The organism is Olsenella massiliensis (genome assembly GCF_001457795.1).
GTDB classification, from domain to species: Bacteria; Actinomycetota; Coriobacteriia; order Coriobacteriales; family Atopobiaceae; genus Olsenella_F; species Olsenella_F massiliensis.
Window position 1 is genome coordinate 258,536 of sequence record NZ_LN898211.1, and the last position, 24,383, is coordinate 282,918.

A 24,383-nucleotide genomic window follows, 5' to 3' on the forward strand; every position below is an offset into this window, starting at 1 on the left:
GGGGCGTCCTGACGACGAGGCAGAGACCGTCACAGGCCCAGCAAGTGAAAGATTCGATCCCGTGAGATGGCGCCCTCCCGCAGGATGCGAGGCTCCGTCCCCGTGCAGTCGACAATCGTCGAGGCCACCGCCAGCGGCGCCGGGCCCGCGTCCAGGGTGAGGTCGGCCATCCGCACGAGCCGCTCCTCGACCTCGGCGCCCGACGTAGCCGAGGCCTCCCCATGGGTGTTGGCGCTCGTGGTGGCCAGGGGCACGCCCAGCTCCCGCGCGACGCCGCGCACGAGCGCGGAGGCGGGGCAGCGCAGGGCGATGGTGGGCTCGCCACCGTCCGGTGAGGCGAGCGCATACTCCTGGGGAACGAGTCGGCTCGCCTTGACGACGAGCGTGAGCGCGCCCGGCCAAAGCTCCCGGGCGAGGACCTGGGCCCACGCGGGAACGTCGTCGCCATAGATGGACAGGTCGCGAACGTCCGCGACGAGCCAGGGCAGCGTCTGGGCCGGGTCGCGGCGCTTGATCGTGAAGATGCGCCCGAGGGCGGGGTTATGGGGAATGGCGGCGCAGCCGATGCCATAGACGGAGTCGGTGGGCATGACGACCACGCCCCCCTCCAAGAGCACGTGCGCCACGTCCCGCACGAGCACGGGGCTGGGGTCGTCCTGGTTGACGCCGAGCACCTTGGTGCGCTCCACCATGGTTCCTCCCTCTTTCAGGCTTCCCTCCCGCAGGGCGGCGAGCACGCGGGGGCGGCGCGTGAGGTCCTGGCGCACCTCGACCGACGCCCAGCCGCCCTGCGCGCGCGTGAGCTCGGCCGCCGCGGCCACGTTGCCCTCAAAGAGCTCCACGCACATGAGGCCGCCCGGCCGCAGCGCCGCGGGGGCCAGCGCGAGGATGCGACGAAACACGTCCAAGCCATCCCTCCCGCCGTCCAGGGCAAGCGTCGGCTCAAAGGCGGACACCTCGGCGGGCAGGGTGGGAACCAGGGCGCTGGGAATGTAGGGCGGGTTTGAGACGAGCACGTCAAAGGTTCCCATGAGAGACGCGTCCACGTCCTCGGCCAGGTCGCAGCCGATGACGTCTATCGAGCGCGCGAGGCCCAGGGCGTCTCGGTTGCGGCTGGTCAGACTCACGGCATGGGGCGAGAGGTCCGTGGCAACCACCCTGGTGCCCGGGCGCTCACAGGCCACGGAGCAGGCGATGCAGCCCGAGCCGCAGCCCAGCTCGAGCACGTGGGCCGCGTGGCCGGCCGCCCGCGCCGCGTCCACGCCCGCAAGCGCCGCGTCCACCAGGACCTCGGTCTCGGGGCGCGGGATGAGCACGTCCTGCTCGCAGCGCACCACGATGTGCCTGAAGGGCATCTCGCCCGTGACGTACTGCAGGGGCTCCCCCCGGCCGCGCCTGAGGACGCCGGAGCGCATGGCGTCGAGCTCCGCCGACGTCAGCACGTGGTCAAACTTCGTGTAGATCTCGATGCGCGACAGGCCGCAGGCGTCACTGATGAGCCACTCCGCCGAGAGGCGGGGATGGTCGTCCCCCCTCGCCTCAAGGTAGTCGCGAGTCCAGTCGAGCATGCGCTTGACGGTCCACGCCTCGTCGGCCCGGGGACGCGCGCCGGCCCCCCTCTCCTGCCCGTCCATGCCCGAGCGCCCTGCCTAGACTGCCTGTGCGAGCTTCTCGGCGCGGTCGGCGGCCGCGAGGGCCTCGATCACGGAGGGAAGCGTGTCGCCCAACAGGACGCCGTTATAGGTGCCGTTGAAGCCGATGCGATGGTCGGTCACGCGGTCCTGAGGCTGGTTGTAGGTGCGAATCTTCTCGGAGCGGTTGCCATGGCCGATCTGCGCAAGGCGGCTGGCGCCCTGCTCGGCCTGCTGGCGCTCAAGCTCCACCTCGTACAGGCGGGCGCGGAGCATCTGCATGCAGACCTCGCGGTTCTGGATCTGCGAGCGCTGGTCCTGCGACTGCACCACGGTGTTGGTCGGCAGGTGCGTAATCCGCACGGCCGAGTAGGTCGTGTTGACGCCCTGGCCGCCGGGTCCCGAGGCGCAGTAGGTGTCAATGCGCAGGTCCTCGTCCTTGATGTCGATGTCGATGTCATCGGCCTCGGGAAGCACGGCGACGGTGGCCGTGGAGGTCTGGATGCGACCCTGGCTCTCGGTCTTGGGGACGCGCTGGACGCGATGGACGCCGCTCTCGTACTTCATCACGGAGTAGACCTTGTCGCCCAGGACCTTGAACTCGATGGTCTTGTAGCCGCCGGCCTCGGACGGGCTGGCGGAGAGGACCTCGACCTTCCACCTGCGCGAGGCGGCGAAGCGCTCGTACATGGCAAAGAGGTCGCCGGCAAAGATGCCCGCCTCGTCGCCCCCGACGCCAGCCCTGATCTCGACGATGGTGTCCTTCTCGTCGTTGGGGTCGCCGGGGATGAGCATGACCTTGATGGTGTCCTCGAGCCCCGGAAGCTTCGCCTCGTTCTCGGAGATGTCCGCCTGGAGCATCTCCTTCTCATCGGTCTCGGAGGTCTCGCGCAGCATCTCCTTGGCCGCGTCGATGTCGTCGAGCGCGCCCAGGTACTCGCGGGCCTTCTCCACGAGCTCGGACTGGTTGGCATGCTCCTTGGCGATGCGCGCGTATTCCTTGGGGTCCGACACGACGGCCGGATCCATCATCCTCTTCTCGAGCTCCTCGTAGGCCTCGATGAGCTTTTTCAGCTTGTCACGCATGACACGTCTCCTCAGGTCGTCAGCGCTCAAAGTCTACCACGGCGGCGAGGCGTCACCCGGCATGCTTGCTCTCTAATATGGCTGCGCTGGCAAAGAGGGGCCGCCCATGTACGGTTGCAGAGGGATGGGCTGCCGGCCGCAGTGCAAAGTAAGCGGCCACGAACGGCTATACGGGGCTGAGTCACCCCAGTCGTCCACTGCTAACGTTCGACAGGTAGAGCTGGCCAAAACAGCATGAGATGCGTGAGGCATGGATCGACTCGCGCAATTGACGTAGCTTGCTCAGGTCGGAGACGATGCTCATGCCCAGCTTGTGCCCAAGATAAAAAAGCCAGGGGCTTTATGCCTCTGGCCTGTTGTTTCTGGTCGGGACGACTGGATTCGAACCAGCGACCTCACGGTCCCGAACCGTGCGCGCTACCAAACTGCGCTACGTCCCGTAACGGAGCCACTCTAGCAGAACTGCGTGCCAGATCCAACTGTCTCGCACGAGATTGCCCACCAGCCGGGGCGCCAGACGCGCGCGGCGCGCACGATGCGCCGAGCGGCGGGCGTTCCGTCCACGATTGCGAACGCGCAGCTGCCCGATCCGGTGAGCTGCGCGCCCATCACGCCCCTCTGGCCCCGCAGCCAGGACAGCGCCTCGCCGCAGGCGGGAACCAGGCGCTCGGCGGCGGGCGCCAGGTTGTTGTGCAGCGACGTCGCCACGCGCACGACGTCACCGCGCTCGAGCGCCTCCTCGAGGGGCCCCGGGTCCTGCGGCGTGCTCGGCTCCTCGTCATACGCCCGGTACGCCTCGGGCGTCCTCACGCCGCACGGGGGCCGCAGCAGCACGACGGGCACGCCCGCGAGGCTCGGGAACGACCGCGCGGGGACGTCGCCCCTCCCCACAAGCAGCGTGGGGTCGGGCCTCAGGAAGAACGGCACGTCGGCGCCGACGGAACGAGCAACCCTCACCACGCGCGCGTCGCCCGCCGCCTGCGCTGGGCTCATGCCCCAGAGCCGGCAGAGTCCCAGGATGGTTCCGGCCGCGTCTGAGGAGGAGCCGCCCAGGCCGCTGCGCGGCGGAATGCGCTTCGTCAGGCGCACGGCATAGCGCGGGCTTCGCCCAAAGGCCTCGCACAGACAGCGGGCGGCCACCCAGGCCGTGTTCCGCGAGGCGGGCACCCCCACGTCCTCGCTCAGTGTGAGTCGGGGGAGCAGGTCGTCGGCGGCAGCATCGCCATCGTCGGCGTTATCGAGCTCGCTCACCCGAACCTCGTCGGCCACGCTGAGCGCGACCATTATCGAGTCCGCGCGATGGTAGCCCCGCTCGTCCCGTCCCGGATAGATGCCCAGGTGCAGGTTGGCCTTCGCAGGTGCGCGCAGCACGACGGAGCGGGCCACGTCGCCTACTCCAGGCCGGTGAAGTCCAGCAGGCGCTCACCCGTGTCCGGATCGTAGAGCTCGACCGTCGAGGTGAGGACGTCGACGTACTGGTACGACTGGCGAGAGGTACGTCCGCGGCGCTCCTCGACCTCAATGATGAACAGCGCGTCATAGGTGCCGATGAGCGTTCCCGTGCGCTCCACGATGCGCGAGCGGCCCAGGTTGGCGCGAACTCGCAGCGCATTGCCCCGCAGTTCCGTGAGCTCGTCGCGAATCCGGTCGACCCTGTTGGCCGGTGATGCCTCTGAATCCATGCGGTCCTCCAAAGCGAGCGCCAAAATGCCCAAAATGGCGCCAGAATAGGTGCAAGGATATAGTTTAGGCCATGGACGATGGGTCGTCGTGCCCGTCGCCAATCGTTCATGAAAGGGATAGGAGCCTGCATATATGGACACCTCACGCGCAGATGCCGTGCTGCGAGGACTCGCGGATCTCGGACTCTCCCAGATGCTCGTCTGCGACCCTCTCTCCATCTGGTGGCTCACGGGCTATCACACCGAACCCTTTGAGCGCTTCCTCGGCCTGCTCGTCACGAGGGACCCTGCGAGCGGGGCGGCGCGGGGCACCCTCTTTGCCAACCGCCTCTTTCCCGACCCTGAGGGCGCGGCCGACGAGGTCGTGACCTTTTCCGACACGGACGACCCCGTGCCGCTCGTGGCCTCCCGCGTTGACGCCGACGCGCGCCTGGGCGTGGACAAGGCCCTTGAGGCGCGCTGGCTGCTCCCCCTCATGGAGGCCGGGGCCGGCAACGGCTGGGCGCTGGCGTCACGGGCGGTGGACGAGGCGCGCTCCATCAAGTCGCCCCGGGAGCAGAAGCTCATGCGCGCCGCGAGCTTGGTGAACGACGAGGCGATGGGCTGGCTTGCCTCGCAGGTCAGGGTGGGCGTGAGCGAGCGCGAGATCGCCGAGGGCCTGCTGGCGCAGTATCGTCGCCTGGGCGCCGAGGGCCATTCCTTCTCGCCCATCGTGAGCTTTGGGGCCAACGCCGCGGACCCCCATCACGAGCCGGACGACACGACCCTGCGGCCCGGGGACATGGTCCTCTTTGACGTGGGCTGCAGGCGCCGGCGGTACTGCTCGGACATGACGAGGACCTTCTTCACGGCAGCGCCCACAAGACGGCAGCTGACCGTCTATGACGCGGTCCGCCGGGCAAACGAGGCGGCCGAGGCGCTTGTCGCCCCCGGCGTGACCTTTGCCCACATAGATCGCTGCGCCCGCGCCGTCATCGAGGAGGCGGGGTTTGGGCCCAACTTCACGCATAGGCTGGGGCATCAGATCGGCCTGGTTGACCACGAGCCGGGAGACGTGTCCGCGACCCATGACGAGCCCGTTAGGCCCGGCCAGTGCTTTTCCATAGAGCCGGGCGTCTATCTTCCGGGCGAGATGGGCGTGCGCATCGAGGACCTCGTCATCGTCACAAAGGACGGCTGCGAGGTCATCAACAGCTATCCCAAGTCCCCGCTGGTGCTGGACGTGTGACCTGCCCCCTCACCTGAGGCTGACGCGCCCCGGACGGCCGTCCGGGGCGCTGCGGGCATGAGTCAAGACCAGGGGCGTGCCTGCGCCCTCGCGACGTCGCGCCTGGCGTCAGGCGGGCATCTTGCAGAGCGCCGCCTCGTCCGCGATGACGGTGCAGGCAGCATGCAGCTGCAGGATGGAGGCGGGGCACTGGGGGTCGACGGGACCCAGGCACATGGCGCGCACGGCGTCGGCCTTCTCCTCGCCGCTGGCGACCACCAGGACGCTGCGGGCGAACATGATGGTCTGGACGCCCATCGTATAGGCCTGGCGCGGAACGTCCTCGACCCGGTCAAACAGGCGGCTGTTGGCCTCGATGGTGCTGGGCGTGAGGTCCACGCAATAGGTTCCCTTCGAGAAGACCGCGCCCGGCTCGTTAAAGCCCACGTGCCCGTTGCGCCCGATGCCCAAAAGCTGCAGGTCGGGGTAGCCGGCATCGGCCACGCTGCGGTCATAGGCGGCGCAGACCCCCTCGGCGTCGAGGTTGGAACCGTCCGGCACGTGCGTGTTGGCGGGATCGATGTTGATGCGGTCAAAGAAGTTGGCGCGCATGAAGTGATGGTAGCTCTGGGGGTCGTCGTGGGCGAGCCCGCGATACTCGTCCAGGTTGAAGGTGGAGACCTGCGAGAAGTCCAGGTCGCCCTTCTCATACCACTCGATGAGCTGGGCGTAGATGCCCAGGGGGGTGGATCCCGTGGCAAGCCCCAGGACGCTGTCGGGCTTGAGTGTCACCTGCGCGGAGATGATGTTGGCCGCCTTGCGACTCATGTCGTCGTAATCATGTGCCCTGACGATTCTCATTGCGTGCATCCTTCCTGCTCGAACGGTATGGCATGACGTCATCGCTGACGATGGTGCCTATGGGGGCCACTCACAGCTTGGCGGCAAGGTCGGCCAGCGCGCGATACCGGTGCGAGATCTGGTTCTTCTGCCCGGCGTCCAGCTCGGCCATCGTGACGCCCGGCCTGTCGTCGAGCACGAAGAGCGGATCGTAGCCAAACCCGTGACTCCCCCGCCGCGCGAGACCGATGCTGCCGGGGCAGTCCCCCTCGCCCGAGATGACCTCCTCGCCGTCCTCGTCACGCCTCACGAACACGACGGACGAGTGAAAGTGGGCGGTCCGCTCCCCCTCTGGGACGTCGGCCATCTCGCGCAGGAGCTTGTCGTTGTTGGCGTCGTCGTTGCCGTGTTCGCCGGCCCAGCGCGCCGAGAAGATGCCGGGCGCCCCTCCCAGCGCGTCAACGCAGAGGCCGGAGTCGTCGGCCACGGCCATGGTGAGGCCCGTCTCGTCCAGGGCGGCGCGGGCCTTGATGAGCGCGTTGTCATGAAAGGTCGCGCCGTCCTCCACGGGGTCCGGATAGGAGCCCAGGTCGCCCAGGGCGACAAAGCGCGCGTCCGTGAGCCTTGGGGAGAGGATGGCCGTGATCTCGCCCACCTTGTGGGCGTTGCCCGTCGCGACGACCACCGTCGTGGCCCGGTCAAGCGTCGAGAGGTCGAGGTCTGTCATGGGGAGGTCTCCTTGCGTCATGCCGCGTCGCGGCCCAGATGTCTATGAAAAACGCTCGAAGCCCGTCACGTCCCTCTGCAGGCGGACGAGCTGCGCCACGCCCGCCTGACACAGGTCGATAAGGACGTCAAGCTGGTCGCGCCCCATGGTCGCGCCCTCGCCGGTGCCCTGCACCTCGACGATGCCGCCGCAGTCCGTTCCCACGAGATTGAGGTCCACCTGGGCGTGGCTGTCCTCGGGATAGTCCAAGTCGAGCAGGGCCTGGCCCCCGACGAGCCCCGCGCTGACGGCCGCCACCTGGCCCGTGAGCGGCAGGCGCTTGATCCTGTCAGAGCGCACCCAGCTCATGAGGGCGTCATGCAGGGCGACCCAGGCTCCGGTTATCGACGCGGTCCTCGTCCCCCCATCAGCCTGGATGACGTCGCAGTCGCAGGTCACCGTGAGCTCGCCCAGGCGCCTGAGGTCCACGGCGGCGCGCAGGCTCCTGCCCACGAGCCGCTCGATCTCCATCGACCGGCCCTTCCTGCCGCGGTACTCGCGCTTGCCGCGCGTGTTGGTGGCGGCGGGGAGCATGGCGTACTCCGCGGTGACCCAACCCTGCCGCGACGCCCTGCGCCAGGGCGGCACGCCCTCCTCGATGACGGCGGTGCAGATGACGCGCGTGTCCCCGAACTCCGCCAGGCAGGAGCCGTCCGCGTGCTTCATGACGCCCGGCGTGAGCTTGACGGGCCTCATCTGGTCGGGACGTCGGTCGTGGGAGCGCCCGCATGACAGCGGGGCGCCAGGGTTCTGGGGCATGGCACCTCTTCTCGACGACGCCAAGCGGGCCTCATGCGAGGCCCGGGGCGTTCGTGGTGGGCGATGAGGGATTCGAACCCCCGACCTTGTGCGTGTAAAGCACCTGCGCTAGCCACTGCGCCAATCGCCCGTGCGCACCAGGAGTGTAGCACAGCGCGACAGGCGCCCCCGGCCGTCACGGGGCTGCGTCAGGCAGCCAGGCGCCGCACAAGGACGCGCGAGGCCACCCGTGGCGGGCGCAGGCGCGAGACGAGCCGGTCTTGCGACGCCCGCGCGGGCTATACTAGCCCCATGAAGACGAACACCACACTGACCGCCTTGGCCGACCTGCTTCGCGAGGAGGGCATCGACGCCCGGCTCGCGCGCTGCCCGCAGGGAGACGACGAGGGCGTCTGCGGCGTGGATTGCGACTCGCGCCGCGCGGGGGCGGGCCGCCTCTTCGTCTGCAAGGGAGCCGCGTTCAGGCCCTCCTATCTTGCCGACGCGCTCGCGGCGGGTTGCGGCGCATACCTCTGCGCCGAGAGCCGCGCCGCCGAGCTTGCGGTTGTCGCCCCCGACGCCTGCGCCCTCGTGGTGCCTGACAAGGAGCTGCGACGGGCGATGGCCCTCGTCTCCGCTGAGGCCTGGGGGCACCCCGAGCGTCACCTCCGCATCATCGGCGTCACGGGCACCAAGGGCAAGTCCACCTGCACCTACATGATTCGCTCCATATTGGACGCGGGCGCGACGGACGGAGGGGCGCGCGCCGCCATCCTGGGGTCCATCGAGACCTTTGACGGCGTGGAGCGCTTTGAGAGCGTCAACACCACGCCCGAGGCCCCCGACCTCTGGCGCCACCTTGCCAACGCGGTCGCCGCGGGCCTTCCCTATCTGGTCATGGAGGTCTCGAGCCAGGCGCTCAAGTATGAGCGCGTCGTGGGGCTTGGCCTGAGCGTGGGCTGCTTCCTCAACATTGGTCGCGACCACATCTCGCCGGCCGAGCACCCCAGCTTCGAGGACTACTTCAACAGCAAGCTGCGCATCTTTGACCAGTCGCGCACAGCGGTGGTCAATCTTGACATGGACCATGCCGCCAGGGTCGAGCGCGCGGCGAGGGCGGCGGCCTGCGAGCGCGTGACGCGCTTCTCGGCCGGGACCCATGCGGCGCCTGGCTTTGCCGAGGTCTGGGCGCGCGACGTGACCTCCACCGGGGACGGGTTGCGCTTTGTGGCGCACACCCCTCGATGGGAGCGCGAGCTCACGCTGCCCATGCCCGGGAGCTTCAACGTCGAGAACGCCCTGTGCGCCATCGCGGCCTGCGAGGACGTGGGCGCAAGTCCCGACCAGATCGCCCGGGGGCTGGCGCGCGCCGTGGTCCCCGGCAGGATGGAGCTGCTCCCCACCGCTGACCCCCGGGTGACGGGCATCGTGGACTACGCCCACAACAAGCTTTCGTACCAGCGCTTCTTTGCGTCCATGAGCGAGGAGTTCGCCGGCAGGGCCATCATCGCGGTGCTTGGGGCCCCGGGCGGCAAGGCCTTCGAGCGGCGCGTCGAGCTGCCCCGGGAGGCGGCGCGCTGGGCCGACCACCTCATCTACACGGAGGAGGACCCCGCCTGCGAGGACGTGGCGAGCATCTGCGCCCAGCTGTCCCAGGCGACGCCCCCCGACACGCCCCACGACATCGTCCTCGACCGCGAGGCGGCCATACGTCGTGCCGTTGACCTGGCGTTCTCCAGCCCGACGGGCGCCCTGGTCTGCCTGCTGGCAAAGGGGGACGAGACCCTTCAGCACGAGGGGGACGCGTTTGTGCCCTGCGAGACGGACGCCACGCTCTTCAGGCGGGCGGTCGCGGACCACCTGGCGACGACGTCGTCCTGACCCAGAGGAGCCTGCCGCGCCCGCCCGGACGCACGGCCCAGCGAAAGGAGGGCACATGCCCGCCCTGTCACTTCCCACCTTCCCCACCGACGCCTCGTCTCTTCCCGAGGACCTGGCGGATCGTCTCTCGCGCGTCAGGCACGTGTTCTCGGACACCGACGGCACCATGCTGAGCTCGAGCTGCGCCCTCGTCGCCAGCGACGGGACTCCCTCCTTTGAGCTTGCCCGCACGCTCGTGGACGCGCGGCGGGCGGGCCTTGACGTCATCACCTGCACCGGGCGCAACCGCGCCATGGCCCGCGAGGACGCACGTCTGCTGGGCATGGACGGATGGATCGGCGAGATGGGCGGCATCCTCTGCCTGAGCGAGGCGGGGGCGGGCACCTGGCACTACTTCACGGCCGACATGCCCTACGACGAGGCCTCCGGCAAGACGCCCCACGACGTCATCACCGAGACCGGCGTCATCGACCGCATGCTCGAGCGCTGGTATGACTGCCTTGAGACCTACCACGACAACAACATCGGCTATCAGTACCGCGAGGTCACCGTCGCGCTCAGGGGCGCCGTCGTCGAGGACGAGGCGCAGGCCATGCTAGACGAGACGGGGCTCCCCCTCTACCTGGCCGACAACGGCTTCGTGAGTCGCATAACGGGGGCGACGATCCTGCCCTCCTTCGAGGGCGGCAAGGTCGAGGATGTCCACACCTACCACGTCATGCCTCGCGGCCTCGACAAGGGCTCGGCAGTGAGACGCTACATCGAGCTCAAGGGATGGGACCCCGACGAGTGCCTGGCCTGCGGCGACTCGCCGGCCGACTGCCGCATGGCCCGCGAGGTGGGCACCTTCATGCTCATGCGCAACGGCATCGACAACCCCAAGGCACAGGCGGCGCTCGCGGGCGTCGGTAGCGCGTTCGTCTCGGCGGCAGGCTCCACCGACGGCTTCTGCCAGGCCCTGCGCACGCTCCTCGCCCTGCGCTAGCGCCCGGCTCCTGAGCCTGGCCATCGTTCGCGGGTCTCGCTACGCGCGCGGTCGGCTGCCCGCGCTCGCGGCCTTGTGGGCGGCGTCCCCTCGCATGACGAGGGGCGCCCCGGCATCACCCGGGGCGCCCCCTGCAAAACCATGCGTATCTTCGTCCGTGCGACCCTAGAAGTTGACCGGCTCGTCAAAGTAGCAGCACTTGAGAATCTTCTCGAAGTCCTCCGGCTTGGTCTCGCGGGGGTTCTCGGGCGTGCAGGCGTCAAGCGCCGCGTTGGCGGCGACGGAGGGAAGCTTCTCGAGGAACTCCTTCTCGGGCACCATCACGGGCTCGCCGGTCTCGTCGGCCTTGATGCCGCCGTTGGCGTAGTTGCTGATGGACTGCGGAATCTTGAGCGCGTCGTTCATGCCGCGGATGTACTGGACGAGGTTCTCGACGAGCTGGTCGTTGGTGCTGCCCTCAAGATGCAGGATGTCCTTGGCGACAAAGGCATAGCGCTCGTTCGCGCGGGCGTCCTTGGCGTTCCACTGGATGACCTTGCCCAGATACATGGCGTTGGCGGCACCGTGGATGATGTGCCCGCCCTCAAAGGCGGCGCCGGTCTTGTGGGCCATGGAGTGCACGATGCCCAGAAGGCCTGACGAGAACGCGATGCCCGCGATGCACTGCGCCTCGTGCATGTGCTGGCGCGCCTCCTTCTGCCCCTCGAAGGACGCGGGCAGCCACTGGGTGATCTCGCGGATGGCGTGCAGGGCGTTGGCGTCGGTGAACATCGAGGCGGCCGTGGAGACGTAGGCCTCCAGGGAGTGCGTCAGCGCGTCCATGCCTGTGTGAGCGCAGAGCTTGGCGGGCATGGTGTAGGTGAGCTCGGGATCGACGATGGCGATGTCCGGCGTGATCTCAAAGTCGGCGAGAGGGTACTTGATGCCCTTCTCGTAGTCGGTGATGACCGAGAAGGCCGTCACCTCGGTCGCCGTGCCCGACGTCGAGGAGATGGCGCAGAAGTGGGCCTTGGTGCGGAGCTTGGGCAGGCCGAAGACCTTGCACATGTCCTCGAACGTGGTCTCGGGGTACTCATACTTGATCCACATGGCCTTGGCGGCGTCGATGGGGCTGCCTCCGCCGATGGCGACGATCCAGTCGGGGCCGAACTCCTGCATGAAGGCGGCGCCGCGCATGACCGTGTCAACGGAGGGGTCCGGCTCGACGCCCTCGAAGAGCTTGACCTCCATGCCTGCGGCCTCAAGGTCCGCCTGCACGTCCTGCAAAAAGCCGCCGCGCCGCATGCTGCTGCCGCCCGAGACGATGACCGCCTTGCTGCCCTTGAGGTTCTTCACCTCGTGTCGGGCACCCTCGCCAAAGTACAGGTCACGCGGATTGGTAAAGCGTCCCATGTAAATCCCCCTCACGTTGCGAACGGTCCGACGTCCCGGCCTAAGGCCCGGACGCATGGCAAACATGTCATCTGCCATACAATTACCTATTGTAACCAACTTGTTTCACCACGCAAAATCGAGCTTGCGCCGTGGATGTGTCATCGAGCCGCGGCGCGCGTGTCGACGAGGCAAGTCGGGTAGGATGTGGGGGCATACGAGCGGCAGCCACTCACGTCTTCAAGGGGGCACGGGCACATGGCGTTTGACCCTCATAGGGAGGACTATCAGAGGATGGCCCTGCGCTTTGTCCGAACCTTGGACGGACAGGAGGCGGATGACGCGCTGCGCGCCTTCGCTCGCTTTGGGCGTCTCTACAACCAGGAGAGCGACCTGCTTCCCCAGAGCGACGAGGAGCGCTCCTTCCATCTGATGGCGGATGCCGCCCACCTCATAGACTATGAGCTCCCCTTTGCCGACGACGCTGACGCCGAGGGCATCGTCTCAAGGGCCCACACCCTCCTCGAGGAGGCGCTGTCCCTGGACCCCGCCAACGCCGACGCCCGACGCATGAGGCAGGCCGCCCTGATCGTGGGCTTTGAGCCCTTCTACGCCTTCCTCCTCGAGGGGCAGGAGCAGGTGAGGCTCCAGTGCGAGGAGCGCCGCGAGCGGGCCCTCTGTGAGGGGAACCATGAGCGCTCGTCGTTCGGGGCCTTCCTTGCCCTTGCCCCGTACCTGCGATGGCTGGCGTCCCTGGCGTCCAAGGCCCTGATCTGCGGCCACAATCACGCCGCCGTCGACGCCTGCGAGAGGCTGTTGGCGCTTGACCCCTCGGACGCGGCGGACGCCCGCTTTACGCAGGCCCTCGCCCTCGCCAAGCTGGAGGATGCGACGGGGCTCGACGAGCTCGAGCGGCGCGTCGGCGCGATGGACCTGGACCGTCCCCGCCGGCCGCAGGACGCCTGGCTCCAGCTCTCCCGCTGCGCGCTCGCCTACAAGCAGGACGACCTCGCCCGCGCGCGTTCATGGCTGCACGGCGTCTGCGAGGGATACCCCCAGGCGCGCGCGACGCTCTATCTGCAGAAGGAGCTGCCCGACGGCGTCTTCGCACGGCTGGCCCTGCCCCCTTTGAGCGAGGACGAGCTCATCGTTGCGGTCTCCGAGGCAACCGTGCTGCTGCAAGAGGGGCGCGACCGACGTGGCAGGGGCAGCTTTGGCGCGTGGGTCATGGACGAGGTCGCCAAGGAGCTCTCGCCCCGCGAACGTCGGGAGCTCGACGAGTTCAGGGACGCCCAGGCCCAGGACGGACGTGACGAGGGCGGCTCGGCCCCCTCAAAGGAGCGGGGCGCCTGATGGACGCGAGGGAGGAATACGTCCTGCGCATCGCGCAGCGACAGAGGAGGGGGCGGGGCCTGTCCGACGCCGCCTATGCCGAGCTGCTCCTTGCGGTGCGCCATGACCCAGAGCGCTTCGCGGGCGCCCCCCAAGATGAGTCCATGGCCCTGCTGGGACGCGCCCTTGACCGTTACGCCGCGTCGGTCGGCGCGGATGAGTCACGTGACGACGAGGAGTATCTGCGCGCCCGCCAGGTCCGCCTCTCGACGCTGCAGGAGGCGTGCGCCGCCATCCTGCGCCAGGACCCCTCCTGCGTTGACGCGCGGCTCTGCGCGCTCATCGCGCGCGACCTCGACCCCGACGACCTCCTGTGGCAGCTCAAGGGGCTCGAGCGGGACGCCCTGCCGTCCCTCGAGACCGCCGACGGCGGGCGGGGCGCAGACCCGTGGTCCGACGTGCTCTGTCGTCCCGCGCTGCGCGTGAAGGCCGCAATCTGTCGGACGTACCTCGAGTCGGCCCGATACGACCGGGCGCGCAAGAGCGCCCTGGAGCTCTTGCGGCTCTCGCCCCTTGACTGCCTGGGCGCCCGTCACACCGCCGCGCTCGCATGCGCGCGCCTGGAGGACGAGCCCGGCTTTGAGGCGCTCGTCGCCCGCTTCGGGGGGCGAGGCGACGCATGGCAGGGCCTCGCACGGCTGATACTCCTGTTCAAGCTGGCGCGGCCCGCAGCGGCCCGGCGGGCGCTCGCCGGCTACGACCGCCTCTGCGAGGGCGGCGTCTTTGCCTTGCTTCGCCCCGTCTACGTGGAGCCCTACATGCCCGACCGCCCCGCCACCGCACCCTACGGCTTTGACGAGGCGACGCTCGCCGTCCACGAGGCCGACGCCATCATCGTGGACGTGCCCGACCTCGTGAGCTGGGTTGAGTCGGTGCCGGGGATGACCGAGTCCGCCGCCGCCTTCGCACGGAGGTCGGGGTTTGAGTTCTAGCGCCCCGCGCCGCAGAGGGCGCTAGCGCACCCTCCTGTAGCCGTCACGCACCTGCGCGGCGATGCCCGCAGGGTCAAGGCCGGCGCGCGCAAGCACCGCGTCGCGGGCGTCGGCCTCAAGATAGCGGTCGGGAAGCCCCAGCCTCAGCAGGGCGGTCCCCCTGCCGTGTTCGGCGAGGACCTCGGCGAGGGCGGACCCCAGCCCACCCACGACGCTATGCTCCTCGACGCTCGCCAGCAGGGCGGGCGCCCCCAGTGCGTCGATCGCCCCCGCGTCGAGGGGCTTGACGGTGGGCAGGGCGAGGACGCTCGCCTCGATGCCCTCGGCGGCCAAGAGCTCGGCCGCCCTCAAGGCGCGACAGCTGATGGTGCCCGTGCTCACCAGGGCCACGCGGGCGCCCGCGGCTCGGCGCAGGAGGTGCGGGCGACCGGGCGCGCGACCCACGCCCCCGGGATGAAGGTTGGCCCCCCAGGCCTCGTTCATGCGCACGTAGGCGGGACGCGGTGCGCGCCCCAGCTCAAGGAGGGTCGCGGCGAACTCCGCGTTGTCACAGGGGCTCACGACCGTCATGCCGGGAATCTGCCGCATGACGCCCAGGTCCTCGAGGGCCATGTGGCTGGCTCCCAGGATGGCGGCGTCGCAGCCGCATCCCACTCCCACGAGCGTCACCGGGGACGCCATGATGCCCAGGTTGACCCTCACCTGGTCGAGCACGCGCGAGGTGATGAACGTGGCGTACGAGGGCGCGAAGGTGGTGAGGCCCTCGTTGGCGAGGGCCGAGGCGACCTCGACCTGGTTCTGCTCGGCGATGCCGCACTGCACGAAGCCCTCCGGGCAGAGCTCCCGAAACCGTGACAGGTTGAGTCTGCGGCCGTAGTCCGAGACGACGACGGACAGGCTCGCGTCGGTCGTCGCCAGGCGCCCCATGACCTCCCCGAAGACGTCCTTGTGGGAGAGCGTCGCCAGACGCCGCGCGTCCTCGGCGGACACCAGCAGGTCCGACGCCGCCGCCCGCCTCGTGGTTTGACCCTTAGCCTCTGCCATGACGGACGGCCTCCTCCCGGGCGTCAAGCTCGCCCATGGCACGCTCGTAGTCGTCCCGCGACAGGGCGTTGTCGTGCCAGATGACGTTGTTCTCGGCAAACGAGACGCCCTTGCCCTTGATCGTGCGGGCGACGATGGCGCGCGGGCGGTCCGTCCGCAGCGACAGCGCCCGGACGAGCGCCATGACGTCGTGGCCGTCCACCTCCTGGGTCTCAAAGCCAAAGGCGGCAAACTTCCGCTGGATGGGACCGTTGTCCATGATCTCTGACGTGGGCCCGTCAAGCTGCATGCCGTTGGCGTCGACGATCACCGTGAGGTTTTCCAGGCGCTTGAAGCCCGCGAAGGCGGCGGACTCCCAGACGGAGCCCTCCTCGCACTCGCCGTCCCCGACGATGCAGAACGTCCGCGCGCCCGGATGGGTGCGTCGCAGCGCAAGGGCGAGGCCCGCCGCGTAGCCCAGGCCCATCCCCAGGCTTCCGCCCGAGGTCTCGATGCCGCGCGAGGGGTCGCGCTGGGGGTGCTTGAACAGCACCGCCCCCTCACCGAACAGGCCGCGGTCAAGGTCGTCCTGGCTGATGAGGCCCGCCCTGAGCAGCGCGGGATAGAGGGCCACGGAGGCGTGCGCCTTGGAGAGCACGAGCCGGTCGCGCTCCTCCCACGGCGTCGAGTCCTTGCCCGTCCTCATGACCCGCAGGAGCAGGGCCACCACGATCTCGACCATGGAGAGGGCTCCCCCCAGGTGAAAGGGGACGCCCTCATAGCGATGGGCCAGGGACACGACGTCACGACGCACCTGCAGCGCCTGAAGCTCAAGCCGTCGCCTGAGGGCCGCCTCTTTGCCCGGGCCTCCCTGCAGCCGATCGCCGCCCCGGACGATGGCGTCCGTCTCCAGGTGACCTCGGGTGACGTCGTCCGGCAGGGCGCTCGCCACGATCGAGGTCCCGGGCCTCAGGCTGGTGAGGCTCCACTCGACGACGGAACCGTCATCCAAACTAATGACCTGCTCAAGCCCCAGCAGGGCGTCAGAGGGGGCGCAGGACAGGAGCGCCGCATGTCCCGGCCCCGCCTCAAAGGAGAGATACCGGACGTTTGACGCGGCGACCCTCTTTCCGGAGCAGCGCTGCACGGCGTCAAAGAGCGACTCGCGCTCAAAGTCCGCCTCGTCGAGCCGGGGGCATACCTCCAAGTTTGACCAGCTCTCCTGACACACGATCGCATCGCCGCCCACGCTGCGGACGCGACGCATGAACAGCGCGGGCGCACCGACAAGAACGCCCAGGTGAGCGGCGATCGATCGGGGGGCGCCGACGACCTCGCGCGTGACCACCCGCGTCGTGAACTGTATGCCGCGCTCGTGAAGGAGCGTGGCGAACGAGAGCGGAACATGGGCCGCGGGACGGGGCAGCCCCCCCTGCGCCACGAAGCTTCCGCTGCCCTTCTTGGTGATGATGTAGCCCTCCAGGGCGAGCTCTCTCAACGCGTGTCGTATGGTTCCCCGGCTCACCTGAAACTGCGCGCAAAGCTCGGCCTCCGACGGGATCGCCTCGCCCGCCCTCCACGTGCGCGCGTCAATCTTGTCGCGCATCATGAGCTTGATCTGCAGATAGAGGGGGCTCGCGGGGACGTCGCCCGCAGCCGTGCCGCCCGCATGGCCCGTCACGCCCTCCGGCATGGGAAAGAACGGCCTCTGACGCGACATCGTTCCTCCCTCCTTCTTGTCCAGGAGTCAACGGGCCCGTCCGCTGGAGTCCATAAGCTGGACAAGTGATATACAAGATAGACTATACAAGCCTGATACATGATACGTACCGAAGGACCTGGGCCGCATCGGGCGTCGCGAGAAGAAGAGAATCAACACATCGCCTTGGCAGGATGGCGAGAGCCGCCTGACGCCGCGTCCTGGCGAAGGATGGCAGGGATCTCCTAAGGCCGCGCTCTGATATACTAAGCGCCGCGTCCCCATCGTCTAGTGGTTAGGACATCGCCCTTTCAAGGCGACGACACGAGTTCGAGTCTCGTTGGGGGCACCAACCGTCAAATGTGCGAACCCGCGCGATGCTCAGTCGTGCGGGTTCGTGCTTCTCGTCGTCGCTGCGAACCCGCGGCACCTCACTGCCAGAGTGCGCATGGTAGGGGCGGTGGGACTCGAACCCACAATCCTTGCGGCGAGAGATTTTAAGTCTCCTGCGTATGCCAATTCCGCCACGCCCCCGCGCGTCGGCAACCGTCGCACTGGCAGCTTAGCACGACCAGGCGCTAGAGCCTGGTGAGGCTGGGCGTCCATCCCACGGGCGTCCCCCTGCCCTCCTGCGCCCGCCCCGCGCAGATGGCGAGCCCAAAGAGCAGATCGCTCTCGCTGACGGTCAGCTCATCAAAGCCGGTCGTCTCCATGAGCGCCGCCAGGGCGACGGCCCCCGCCACGATGACCGAGGCCCGCTGCGGCTGCAGGCCGGGAAGCTCGGCGCGACGCGCGACGCTGAGGCCCGCCAGCTGGTCGAGAAGCGCCTCAAGGTCGCGCGCGGTGAGCGCGGCAAGGTGCACGCGCGTCGCGTCATACGGCACGAGGCGCTCCTTGACGGCGACGAGGCTCGTCGCGGTGCCCCCTGTCGCCACCAGCCGCTGCGGCCTCGTGCGCAGGTAGTCGCCCTCGTTGAGCGCCTTGGCGAAGACCCGCGCCGCGTGGGCGCGGGCGGCGGCGACGTCCTGCGAGGCGGGTGGGTCCTCCCGCAGCAGAAAACGCTCCGTCATGCGACGACAGCCGACGCTCGTGGAGCACACGCGCTCGACGTCCGGGATTCCCGCCTCGTCAAGGCGTCCCAGGGCAAGCTCGGTCGAGCCTCCCCCGCTGTCGGCGACGAGCAGGCGCTCGCCCGGAAGGTCCTGGGCGACGCCGAGAAAGGTGAGGAGGCCCTCGATCTCGCCCGGGATGACCTCGGGGTCAAGGCCACGACCCCGCAGGGCGCCCAGCAGCTCGCTGTCTCTTATACACATCTAGATGTGGATAAGAGACAGAACCTGCCTCCCTCGCTTCTGAACGTGACGGCGCCCCGCCCCCACCTAGGCCACAGAGGTCCTTGGGGTTGGACAGGTGAAGCGCTGTCTCTTATACACATCTAGATGTGTATAAGAGCCGGGCGTGCAGCAGACGTGCGCGGCGCCCGCCGATCGCGCCGCCCGAAGATACCCGTCGACGCAGGCGCTCACCCGACGCCGAGCAGCCGACGAGATGCGGCCCGAGGCGGCAAGCCCCTCGCCCAAGTTGCAGATCGTCGAGCTCTTGGCAAGACGACGGACGATGCCGCCCTCGAGGTCTGCCACGGCAAGGCGAGCCGTCACCGTGCCCACGTCAATGCAGGCTACGCGTTCCATGTTGCCTCCGGGTCATAGCAAAACACCAGGTCTAGCGCCTGGACATACCAGCTGCGGTCGTCGGGGTACGTCATGGGCGCCGAGGGGTCGGCCGTCTGCGGCGGGACGTCCTGCCCGGTGGAGCCGTCGGCATGCTCGCCCGAGTCGTCGGCGTCGGAGCCTTTGGACGTGTAGCCGAGCCTGCGTGCCTCCTCCTCGATCCCCTCACGCGTCTGCAGGCGGTTGACGTCGCTGGCAAGCGCCTCGTTCTTCGAGAGGATTCGGTCATACTTGAGCTGGAGCACCTCGCCCGTCCTGCGGGCCACGTAGTAGTCGCGCGTAGGTCCGTATAGCGCGACGAGGGCGATCATCAGCGCGACGAGGGCGACGCAGCGGCGGGGATGCGCCCCAACCCAGGTGCGAAGATGCTCCGCGCGACGCTTGAGCGAGGGCGTGGGAGGTGCGGCTCCGGGACCGTTCGCCTTCGCATGGTCCCGCGCGTCGGCGCGTGCGCGAGCGGCCGTCGGCGCAGGGTGGCCAGGCGTCTTCTCCCGCGCGACGAAGGGGGCCGTGCCGGGTCTGGGCACGGTGGCCGTACGGCGGCTTCGAGGCTGCCGGTAGTCGAGATCGTCAAAGTCCCCCCTGGTCTTGAGGGGCTTGTTGTCGATCTTTCCTCGCACGCGCCTGGTCCCGCGATGAGGGCGTTCGAGCCCGCTGGACGCGCCGGCAGCGGCAGGCTCGGTCGGCATGGGCGACGACGACGTCGCTGACGCCCGCTCCTCCGGATTGTGCCGCTCGTCAGTGCTCATGCCACTCTGCTTCGTCTCATCGTCGGTTGGGCAGGAACGCGTCTTTCCTCCCCGACGGGCGAACCCGACGGGAGAGGTGCCAACATGGCCTGCGGGCGCCCGTGTCCTAGTTATACCAAAGCCGCAGAGGGACGAGGGCCAGCCGGCACGAACTCCGTAGGACCGACAGCTCTCCGTGAGGCCGACGGCTCCCCGTGGGCGGGCGGCTCCCGGCGAGCCTAGGCGCCGCGCTCCTGCCGCTTGGCCTCGTCCCAGAGCTGGTTGAGCTCCCGTACGGACAGCTCGTCCAGGCAGACCTGCCGCTCGCGGGCCTGCCGCTCCATGAACGCCCAGCGACGGCGAAACTTGCGGTTACTCCTGGCGAGCGCGCCCTCGGCGTCGATGCCCTCGTGTCGGGCGACGTTGACCAGCGCAAAGAGCAGGTCGCCAAACTCCTCCGCCGCCGCCTCGCTGCCTGGCGCCTCCGCCTCGAACTCCCTGCGCTCGCTCTGCACCTGGGACCATACCGCCCGGACGTCCTCCCACTCGAAGCCCGCCGCGGCGGCGCGCTTTGATATCTTCTGGCACTGCAGCAGCGCCGGGAGCGAGACGGGAATGCTATCCAGGAGACCTGACGTCTCGCCGTCGTCGGATGCGCCCTTGGCCTCGCGCTCCTGACGCTTCACGTCGTCCCAGATGTCAAGCACCGCGTCGGCGGATGTAGCCGTCATGTCCTGGGCTCGCGCGCCAAAGACGTGGGGATGTCGTCTCACGAGCTTCTCGTTGAGGTCGTGGCAGACGTCGTCCACGGTGAAGGCGCCCTCGTCGGCGGCCACCTGCGCATGGAGCAGCACCTGCTCCAGCACGTCGCCCAGCTCCTCGCGCAGATGGGCGACGTCGCCGTCCGCGATGGCCTCGACGGCCTCATAGGCCTCCTCCACCAGGTGCGCAGAGAGGCTCGCATGGGTCTGCTCCCTGTCCCAGGGGCAGCCGTCTGGCTGCCGCAGCCGCCATATCGTGCGCACCAGCCGGTCAAACTCCGCGTGCGTCCCCGGGCAGCCCGCGCGCCCCCTCGTCTACTCGTCGGCCTCCTGGGCCTGCCGGTCCAGGGACCCCGCGCAGAGGCCCGCGTCCCGCGACGCCGCCTGCGATCCGTCTGCCATGCGTCCTCCTCGCCTCGCTCGCGCCTACTCGTCCGCCTCGTCGGCGCCGCCTATCTCCTCCAAGACGCCCAGGGCCGCCGGCAGCAGCTCCTCCTTGCCGGCGTGATACGGGTACGAGAGGCGCCTGCTCTTTGTCTGATATATGCCCCGGCGCTGCTTGAGCCTGACGGCCTGAGGTCGGGTGAGGTCAAGTCCCTGGTAGATGAGCCTGCCTGCCGACACGGACACGCTCGTGACGCCCAGGCGCTCTCCCCGTATGCGAATGCGGGCCCTGTCAAAGAGGTTCTTGCCCGCAAGAGGCAGGGCGCCGCGCTCCTTCTCGAGCGACGCTTGCAGCTCGTCCACCGTCTTGAGCTCCGTGGCGGCGGCCAGGCGACGGTAGGCGAGCACGCGCTGGTCCACCTCGGGCAGGTATTCCTCCGCGAGGAAGAAGTCGGCTGGTAGGTTGATGATAACCTCGGAAAGCTCCACCGCGCCCCCTTCGCCGCGGGCCTCGGCGACGGCCTCTCCCAGCATCTGCGTGAAGAGGTCAAAGCCCACGCTCGAGAGGTTGCCGTGCTGCTCCGCGCCAACCAGGGACCCCGCGCCGCGAATCTCGAGGTCGCGCATCGCGATGCGCATGCCGCTGCCCAGGTCCTGATACTCGTCAATGGCAAGGAGGCGGTCGGTGGCCTCGGGCGTGAGCGCGCCGTCGGCGGGGAACATGAAGTAGGCGTAGGCCTGCTGACGACCTCGACCCACCCTGCCCTTGAGCTGGTAGAGCTGGGCGAGGCCCAGCCGCTGCGAGTCCTCGATGACAAGCGTGTTCGTGTGGGGGTTGTCGATGCCGCTCTCGATGATGGTCGTCGCCACGAGCACGTCGATCTCGTGCTCCTGGAACTGAAGCATCACGTCCTCCACGGCGTCGGCGCTCATCTTGCCGTGCGCCACGCCCACGCGCGCCTCGGGGGCCGCCTCCATCACGCGCTGGACGGCGTCCTCGATGGTGGTCACGCGGTTGCTCACGTAATAGACCTGCCCCTTGCGCCCCAGCTCCGTCCGGATGGCATCCGATACCACGTCGGGATCCCACTCCCCCACGCTCACCTTCACGGGGAGCCGGCCGGGGGGAGGCGTCATGATGAGGCTCATGTCGCGCACGCCGCTCATGGCCATCTGCATCGTGCGGGGGATGGGCGTGGCCGAGAGCGTCAGGACGTCCACCTGCTCGCGCATGTTCTTGAGCTGCTCCTTGTGCTGGACGCCGAAGCGCTGCTCCTCGTCGATGATGACCAGCCCCAGGTCATGGGGACTCACGTCGGCGGAGAGGAGGCGGTGCGTGCCGATGAGCACGCTCACGCTGCCGTCGCCAAAGCCGCTGAGGGCGCGGCGCTGCCGGGCGGGGCTCACAAAGCGCGAGAGGACCGCCACCTTGAGGTCGAAGGGCGCAAAGCGCGCGAAGAAGGTCTCGAAGTGCTGCTGGGCGAGGATGGTCGTGGGACACAGGACCATGACCTGCTTGCCGTCCTGGCAGCATTTGAAGGCGGCGCGCAGCGCCACCTCCGTCTTGCCAAAGCCCACGTCGCCGCAGAGCAGGCGGTCCATGGGGCGGCTCGCCTCCATGTCGGCCTTGACGTCGGCGATGGCGGAGGCCTGGTCGGGCGTCATCGCGTAAGGGAAGCTGGCCTCCATGTCGGCCTGGGCGGGCGTGTCGGCCGAGAAGCCGAAGCCCGCCACGGCCGATCGCCTCGTGTAGAGGTCCACGAGGTCGAAGGCGAGCTTCTTGGCGCTCGAGCGGGCCTTGCCCGTGGCGCGCGACCAGTCCGCGGTGTTGAGGCGCGTGAGCCGCGGCTGCGCGCCGTCGGGCCCCACGTAGCGCGTGAGGCGGTCCACCTGCTCGAGCGGGACGTAGAGCTTGTCGCCCGCCGCATATTCGAGCAGGAAGTAGTCGCGCTCCCTGCCCGCGACCTCCTGGCGCACGATCTGGGTGAACAGGGCGATGCCATGCGTGGCGTGGACCACGTAGTCGCCGGGCTTGAAGGGAAAGGTGACGGCCGTGGGATCGACCCGCCTGGCCTTGCGCCGGGAGGCCAGACGCGAGCTGAGGTCGCTGACGGACAGCACGGCAAGGTGCGCGGGGGGCACCACGACGCCGGCGGGCACCGGGGCGTCCACGACGGTGACCACGCCCCCCGTAAGCGGGCCCGCGTCTGGCGACGCGCCGGTCGAGAGCCGCTCCTCGAAGGGAATCGACTCGTCCACCAGGGTGAGCTTGACGCTCTCGCGGGCGGCGCGGTCGGGCACCGCGAACACGACGGCGTCGCGCTTCTGCACGAGCTGACGCAGGCGGCCGACGAGCTTGGCGTTGCCGCCCGCGATGTGGGGCTGCTCCACCATGAGCCCCGAGGTCGCGGCGGTCTTGGCCCTCGCGAGCGAGGAGAGCGAGAGGCGCTGCTGACTGCCGAAGTCGAGGTCGCGCGGGCTCGTGTAGAGCCCCTCCAGCGACTCGTGGGCGCCCTGCGCCGCCCCGGCCACGTCATCGAAGCCGCGCTGGCAGTCGTCGATGAGGGCTCGGGGCTCCGAGAGGATGACGAGCGCGCGCGAGGACATGTGCTCAAGGGGGCTGGCGGAGCTCCCGTACAGGTCGGGAAGGTACTTGTCGAGCTGAGGCGCGCGGGCGCCCCTCTCGATGAGCTCGAGGTCGGCGGCGATGCGCGTCGAGTTCTTGGCGCGGGCCGCAAGCGACTCTTGTGCGGCGGCGACGGTCGCCGGCGTGAGCGCGATCTCGCGGCAGGGCCTGATGGCCACCTCCTCGAGCTCGCCGATCGTCTGTCCCGTGGAGGGAACCATGCGCCGCACGCGGTCAACCTCGTCGCCAAAGAACTCCACGCGCACGGGAGCCGTCGCCTGGGCGGCAAACACGTCGAGCGCGTCGCCGTGCAGGTGGAAGCTGCCCGGCGCGCTCACGTCCTTGCTCGAGCCCGCGTCGGCATAGCCCATGCCCACGAGAAGCGCCGCCGCCTCGTCCGTCTCGAGCTGGTCTCCCACGGCGAAGGTGCAGGAGGCGAAGAAGCCCGACCCCACGGGCGGCACCCTCCTGAGAAGGGAGCGTCCGCTCGCCACCACGACGCAGTCGTCGCCGGCAGAGAGGCGTGCGAGCGCCTGCGCACGAGCGCCGATGACGGCGTCATCGGGGTCGCGCTCCGACCAGGGAAGGTCCGTGCGCTCGGGGTAGCGAAGGACGTCCTTGGCCCCCACCCAGGCGGCGATCGCACGGGCCATGCGGTCCGCCGCCTCCTCGCCCGAGACGACGACCAGGGTCGGGCGGGGGCGGACGGCCCAGGCGCAGGCGACGACCAGGGGCCTGGCGCTCTGCGCGACGGAGAGGTTGGCGTCGCGGCCCGCCTCGAGGTCTGCCTTGACGGACGCGAGCTCCCGCGCCGAGAAGAGCAGTTCTGAAACACGATTGATAAGCATTACGTTCCAACCAAACGAAAGGAAAGTGTCCTAGCTTGCCCTCACATGCGCCCGTCCTGCCGACCCCCGTCTG

General features: G+C 69.0%; 20 protein-coding genes and 4 tRNA genes. 6 read left to right on the plus strand and 18 right to left on the minus strand.

Annotated elements, in window-relative coordinates; all coding sequences use genetic code 11:
- Positions 1-29 precede the first annotated feature (29 nt).
- The 5 genes from prmC to BN3001_RS05215 form a co-directional block, all read right to left on the minus strand.
- Positions 30-1,634, minus strand: a complete 1,605-nt coding sequence (prmC, locus tag BN3001_RS08680; RefSeq protein WP_058270748.1) for a peptide chain release factor N(5)-glutamine methyltransferase — start codon at positions 1,632-1,634, stop codon at positions 30-32.
- A 15-nt stretch (positions 1,635-1,649) separates the two neighbouring features.
- Positions 1,650-2,717 (minus strand): peptide chain release factor 1, encoded by a 1,068-nt coding sequence (prfA, locus tag BN3001_RS05200; RefSeq protein WP_058270749.1) that lies wholly within the window; start codon positions 2,715-2,717, stop codon positions 1,650-1,652.
- Positions 2,718-3,080: 363 nt separating this feature from the next.
- Positions 3,081-3,157 (minus strand) — tRNA-Pro (locus BN3001_RS05205).
- 13 nt (positions 3,158-3,170) lie between these two features.
- Entirely contained in the window at positions 3,171-4,103 is a 933-nt protein-coding gene (locus BN3001_RS05210) for a 4-(cytidine 5'-diphospho)-2-C-methyl-D-erythritol kinase (RefSeq protein WP_058270750.1), read from the minus strand.
- Between the two features lie 5 nt (positions 4,104-4,108).
- Positions 4,109-4,399, minus strand: coding sequence for a Veg family protein (locus BN3001_RS05215; protein WP_058270751.1), 291 nt, complete (start codon positions 4,397-4,399; stop codon positions 4,109-4,111).
- A gap of 133 nt (positions 4,400-4,532) precedes the next feature.
- On the opposite strand from BN3001_RS05215, the gene BN3001_RS05220 reads away from it, so the two are divergent.
- Positions 4,533-5,627 (plus strand): M24 family metallopeptidase, encoded by a 1,095-nt coding sequence (locus BN3001_RS05220; protein ID WP_058270752.1) that lies wholly within the window; start codon positions 4,533-4,535, stop codon positions 5,625-5,627.
- 108 nt (positions 5,628-5,735) lie between these two features.
- On the opposite strand, the gene nagB is transcribed toward BN3001_RS05220, so the two are convergent.
- From nagB to BN3001_RS05240, 4 genes are all read right to left on the minus strand, one after another.
- The gene (gene nagB / locus BN3001_RS05225; protein WP_058270753.1) at positions 5,736-6,467 is read right to left on the minus strand and encodes a glucosamine-6-phosphate deaminase; all 732 of its coding nucleotides are present in this window, start codon (positions 6,465-6,467) and stop codon (positions 5,736-5,738) included.
- Positions 6,468-6,537: 70 nt separating this feature from the next.
- Positions 6,538-7,173 (minus strand): RdgB/HAM1 family non-canonical purine NTP pyrophosphatase, encoded by a 636-nt coding sequence (gene rdgB / locus BN3001_RS05230; protein WP_058270754.1) that lies wholly within the window; start codon positions 7,171-7,173, stop codon positions 6,538-6,540.
- A 42-nt stretch (positions 7,174-7,215) separates the two neighbouring features.
- The gene (gene rph, locus BN3001_RS05235; protein WP_058270755.1) at positions 7,216-7,971 is read right to left on the minus strand and encodes a ribonuclease PH; all 756 of its coding nucleotides are present in this window, start codon (positions 7,969-7,971) and stop codon (positions 7,216-7,218) included.
- A 54-nt stretch (positions 7,972-8,025) separates the two neighbouring features.
- Positions 8,026-8,101: transfer RNA gene (locus BN3001_RS05240), tRNA-Val, on the minus strand.
- Between the two features lie 161 nt (positions 8,102-8,262).
- On the opposite strand from BN3001_RS05240, the gene BN3001_RS05245 reads away from it, so the two are divergent.
- Both BN3001_RS05245 and BN3001_RS05250 read left to right on the plus strand, forming a co-directional pair.
- The gene (locus BN3001_RS05245; protein WP_058270756.1) at positions 8,263-9,831 is read left to right on the plus strand and encodes a Mur ligase family protein; all 1,569 of its coding nucleotides are present in this window, start codon (positions 8,263-8,265) and stop codon (positions 9,829-9,831) included.
- 55 nt (positions 9,832-9,886) lie between these two features.
- On the plus strand, positions 9,887-10,816 hold the full coding sequence (locus tag BN3001_RS05250) for an HAD family hydrolase (RefSeq protein ID WP_058270757.1): 930 nt from the start codon (positions 9,887-9,889) through the stop codon (positions 10,814-10,816).
- A 165-nt stretch (positions 10,817-10,981) separates the two neighbouring features.
- Here the strand turns inward: BN3001_RS05250 and BN3001_RS05255 are convergent, their stop codons facing one another.
- Positions 10,982-12,208 (minus strand): iron-containing alcohol dehydrogenase, encoded by a 1,227-nt coding sequence (locus BN3001_RS05255; RefSeq protein ID WP_058270758.1) that lies wholly within the window; start codon positions 12,206-12,208, stop codon positions 10,982-10,984.
- 237 nt (positions 12,209-12,445) lie between these two features.
- Here BN3001_RS05255 and BN3001_RS05260 point away from each other — a divergent pair, with 237 nt between their 5' ends.
- Positions 12,446-13,540 carry a hypothetical protein gene (locus BN3001_RS05260; protein ID WP_058270759.1) on the plus strand — a complete coding sequence of 365 codons (1,095 nt, stop codon included), beginning with the start codon at positions 12,446-12,448 and terminating at the stop codon, positions 13,538-13,540.
- On the plus strand, positions 13,540-14,511 hold the full coding sequence (locus tag BN3001_RS05265; RefSeq protein ID WP_058270760.1) for a hypothetical protein: 972 nt from the start codon (positions 13,540-13,542) through the stop codon (positions 14,509-14,511). Before BN3001_RS05260 ends, BN3001_RS05265 begins: the two co-directional genes overlap by 1 nt.
- Before the next feature lie 21 nt (positions 14,512-14,532).
- On the opposite strand, the gene BN3001_RS05270 is transcribed toward BN3001_RS05265, so the two are convergent.
- A complete protein-coding gene (locus BN3001_RS05270; protein ID WP_058270761.1) occupies positions 14,533-15,555 on the minus strand; it encodes a transketolase family protein in 1,023 nt (340 codons plus the stop codon).
- Positions 15,542-17,254, minus strand: coding sequence for a UTRA domain-containing protein (locus tag BN3001_RS05275; protein WP_058270762.1), 1,713 nt, complete (start codon positions 17,252-17,254; stop codon positions 15,542-15,544). Before BN3001_RS05275 ends, BN3001_RS05270 begins: the two co-directional genes overlap by 14 nt.
- A gap of 256 nt (positions 17,255-17,510) precedes the next feature.
- On the opposite strand from BN3001_RS05275, the gene BN3001_RS05280 reads away from it, so the two are divergent.
- A tRNA-Glu gene (locus BN3001_RS05280) sits at positions 17,511-17,585 on the plus strand.
- Positions 17,586-17,682: 97 nt separating this feature from the next.
- On the opposite strand, the gene BN3001_RS05285 is transcribed toward BN3001_RS05280, so the two are convergent.
- From BN3001_RS05285 to mfd, 6 genes are all read right to left on the minus strand, one after another.
- Positions 17,683-17,767 (minus strand) — tRNA-Leu (locus BN3001_RS05285).
- 44 nt (positions 17,768-17,811) lie between these two features.
- Positions 17,812-18,546: a Ppx/GppA phosphatase family protein gene (locus BN3001_RS05290; protein WP_082630008.1), complete on the minus strand. Its 735-nt coding sequence runs from the start codon at positions 18,544-18,546 to the stop codon at positions 17,812-17,814.
- A gap of 66 nt (positions 18,547-18,612) precedes the next feature.
- The gene (locus BN3001_RS08185; RefSeq protein ID WP_082630009.1) at positions 18,613-18,924 is read right to left on the minus strand and encodes a hypothetical protein; all 312 of its coding nucleotides are present in this window, start codon (positions 18,922-18,924) and stop codon (positions 18,613-18,615) included.
- Positions 18,912-19,712, minus strand: a complete 801-nt coding sequence (locus BN3001_RS05295; RefSeq protein ID WP_148362952.1) for an FtsB family cell division protein — start codon at positions 19,710-19,712, stop codon at positions 18,912-18,914. Before BN3001_RS05295 ends, BN3001_RS08185 begins: the two co-directional genes overlap by 13 nt.
- A gap of 218 nt (positions 19,713-19,930) precedes the next feature.
- The gene (gene mazG / locus BN3001_RS05300; protein ID WP_328585290.1) at positions 19,931-20,716 is read right to left on the minus strand and encodes a nucleoside triphosphate pyrophosphohydrolase; all 786 of its coding nucleotides are present in this window, start codon (positions 20,714-20,716) and stop codon (positions 19,931-19,933) included.
- Positions 20,717-20,878: 162 nt separating this feature from the next.
- A complete protein-coding gene (mfd, locus tag BN3001_RS05305; protein WP_058270764.1) occupies positions 20,879-24,310 on the minus strand; it encodes a transcription-repair coupling factor in 3,432 nt (1,143 codons plus the stop codon).
- Positions 24,311-24,383: the final 73 nt, after the last annotated feature.

Bases quoted from the DNA above. Each gene is read 5' to 3' on its own strand.
- prmC (WP_058270748.1), bottom strand. From the start codon at position 1,634: ATGGACGGGCAGGAGAGGGGGGCCGGCGCGCGTCCCCGGGCCGACGAG.
- prfA (WP_058270749.1), bottom strand. From the start codon at position 2,717: ATGCGTGACAAGCTGAAAAAGCTCATCGAGGCCTACGAGGAGCTCGAG.
- BN3001_RS05215 (WP_058270751.1), bottom strand. From the start codon at position 4,399: ATGGATTCAGAGGCATCACCGGCCAACAGGGTCGACCGGATTCGCGAC.
- BN3001_RS05220 (WP_058270752.1), top strand. From the start codon at position 4,533: ATGGACACCTCACGCGCAGATGCCGTGCTGCGAGGACTCGCGGATCTC.
- nagB (WP_058270753.1), bottom strand. From the start codon at position 6,467: ATGAGAATCGTCAGGGCACATGATTACGACGACATGAGTCGCAAGGCG.
- rdgB (WP_058270754.1), bottom strand. From the start codon at position 7,173: ATGACAGACCTCGACCTCTCGACGCTTGACCGGGCCACGACGGTGGTC.
- rph (WP_058270755.1), bottom strand. From the start codon at position 7,971: ATGCCCCAGAACCCTGGCGCCCCGCTGTCATGCGGGCGCTCCCACGAC.
- BN3001_RS05245 (WP_058270756.1), top strand. From the start codon at position 8,263: ATGAAGACGAACACCACACTGACCGCCTTGGCCGACCTGCTTCGCGAG.
- BN3001_RS05250 (WP_058270757.1), top strand. From the start codon at position 9,887: ATGCCCGCCCTGTCACTTCCCACCTTCCCCACCGACGCCTCGTCTCTT.
- BN3001_RS05255 (WP_058270758.1), bottom strand. From the start codon at position 12,208: ATGGGACGCTTTACCAATCCGCGTGACCTGTACTTTGGCGAGGGTGCC.
- BN3001_RS05260 (WP_058270759.1), top strand. From the start codon at position 12,446: ATGGCGTTTGACCCTCATAGGGAGGACTATCAGAGGATGGCCCTGCGC.
- BN3001_RS05265 (WP_058270760.1), top strand. From the start codon at position 13,540: ATGGACGCGAGGGAGGAATACGTCCTGCGCATCGCGCAGCGACAGAGG.
- BN3001_RS05270 (WP_058270761.1), bottom strand. From the start codon at position 15,555: ATGGCAGAGGCTAAGGGTCAAACCACGAGGCGGGCGGCGGCGTCGGAC.
- BN3001_RS05275 (WP_058270762.1), bottom strand. From the start codon at position 17,254: ATGTCGCGTCAGAGGCCGTTCTTTCCCATGCCGGAGGGCGTGACGGGC.
- BN3001_RS05290 (WP_082630008.1), bottom strand. From the start codon at position 18,546: ATGTGTATAAGAGACAGCGAGCTGCTGGGCGCCCTGCGGGGTCGTGGC.
- BN3001_RS08185 (WP_082630009.1), bottom strand. From the start codon at position 18,924: ATGGAACGCGTAGCCTGCATTGACGTGGGCACGGTGACGGCTCGCCTT.
- BN3001_RS05295 (WP_148362952.1), bottom strand. From the start codon at position 19,712: ATGAGCACTGACGAGCGGCACAATCCGGAGGAGCGGGCGTCAGCGACG.
- mfd (WP_058270764.1), bottom strand. From the start codon at position 24,310: ATGCTTATCAATCGTGTTTCAGAACTGCTCTTCTCGGCGCGGGAGCTC.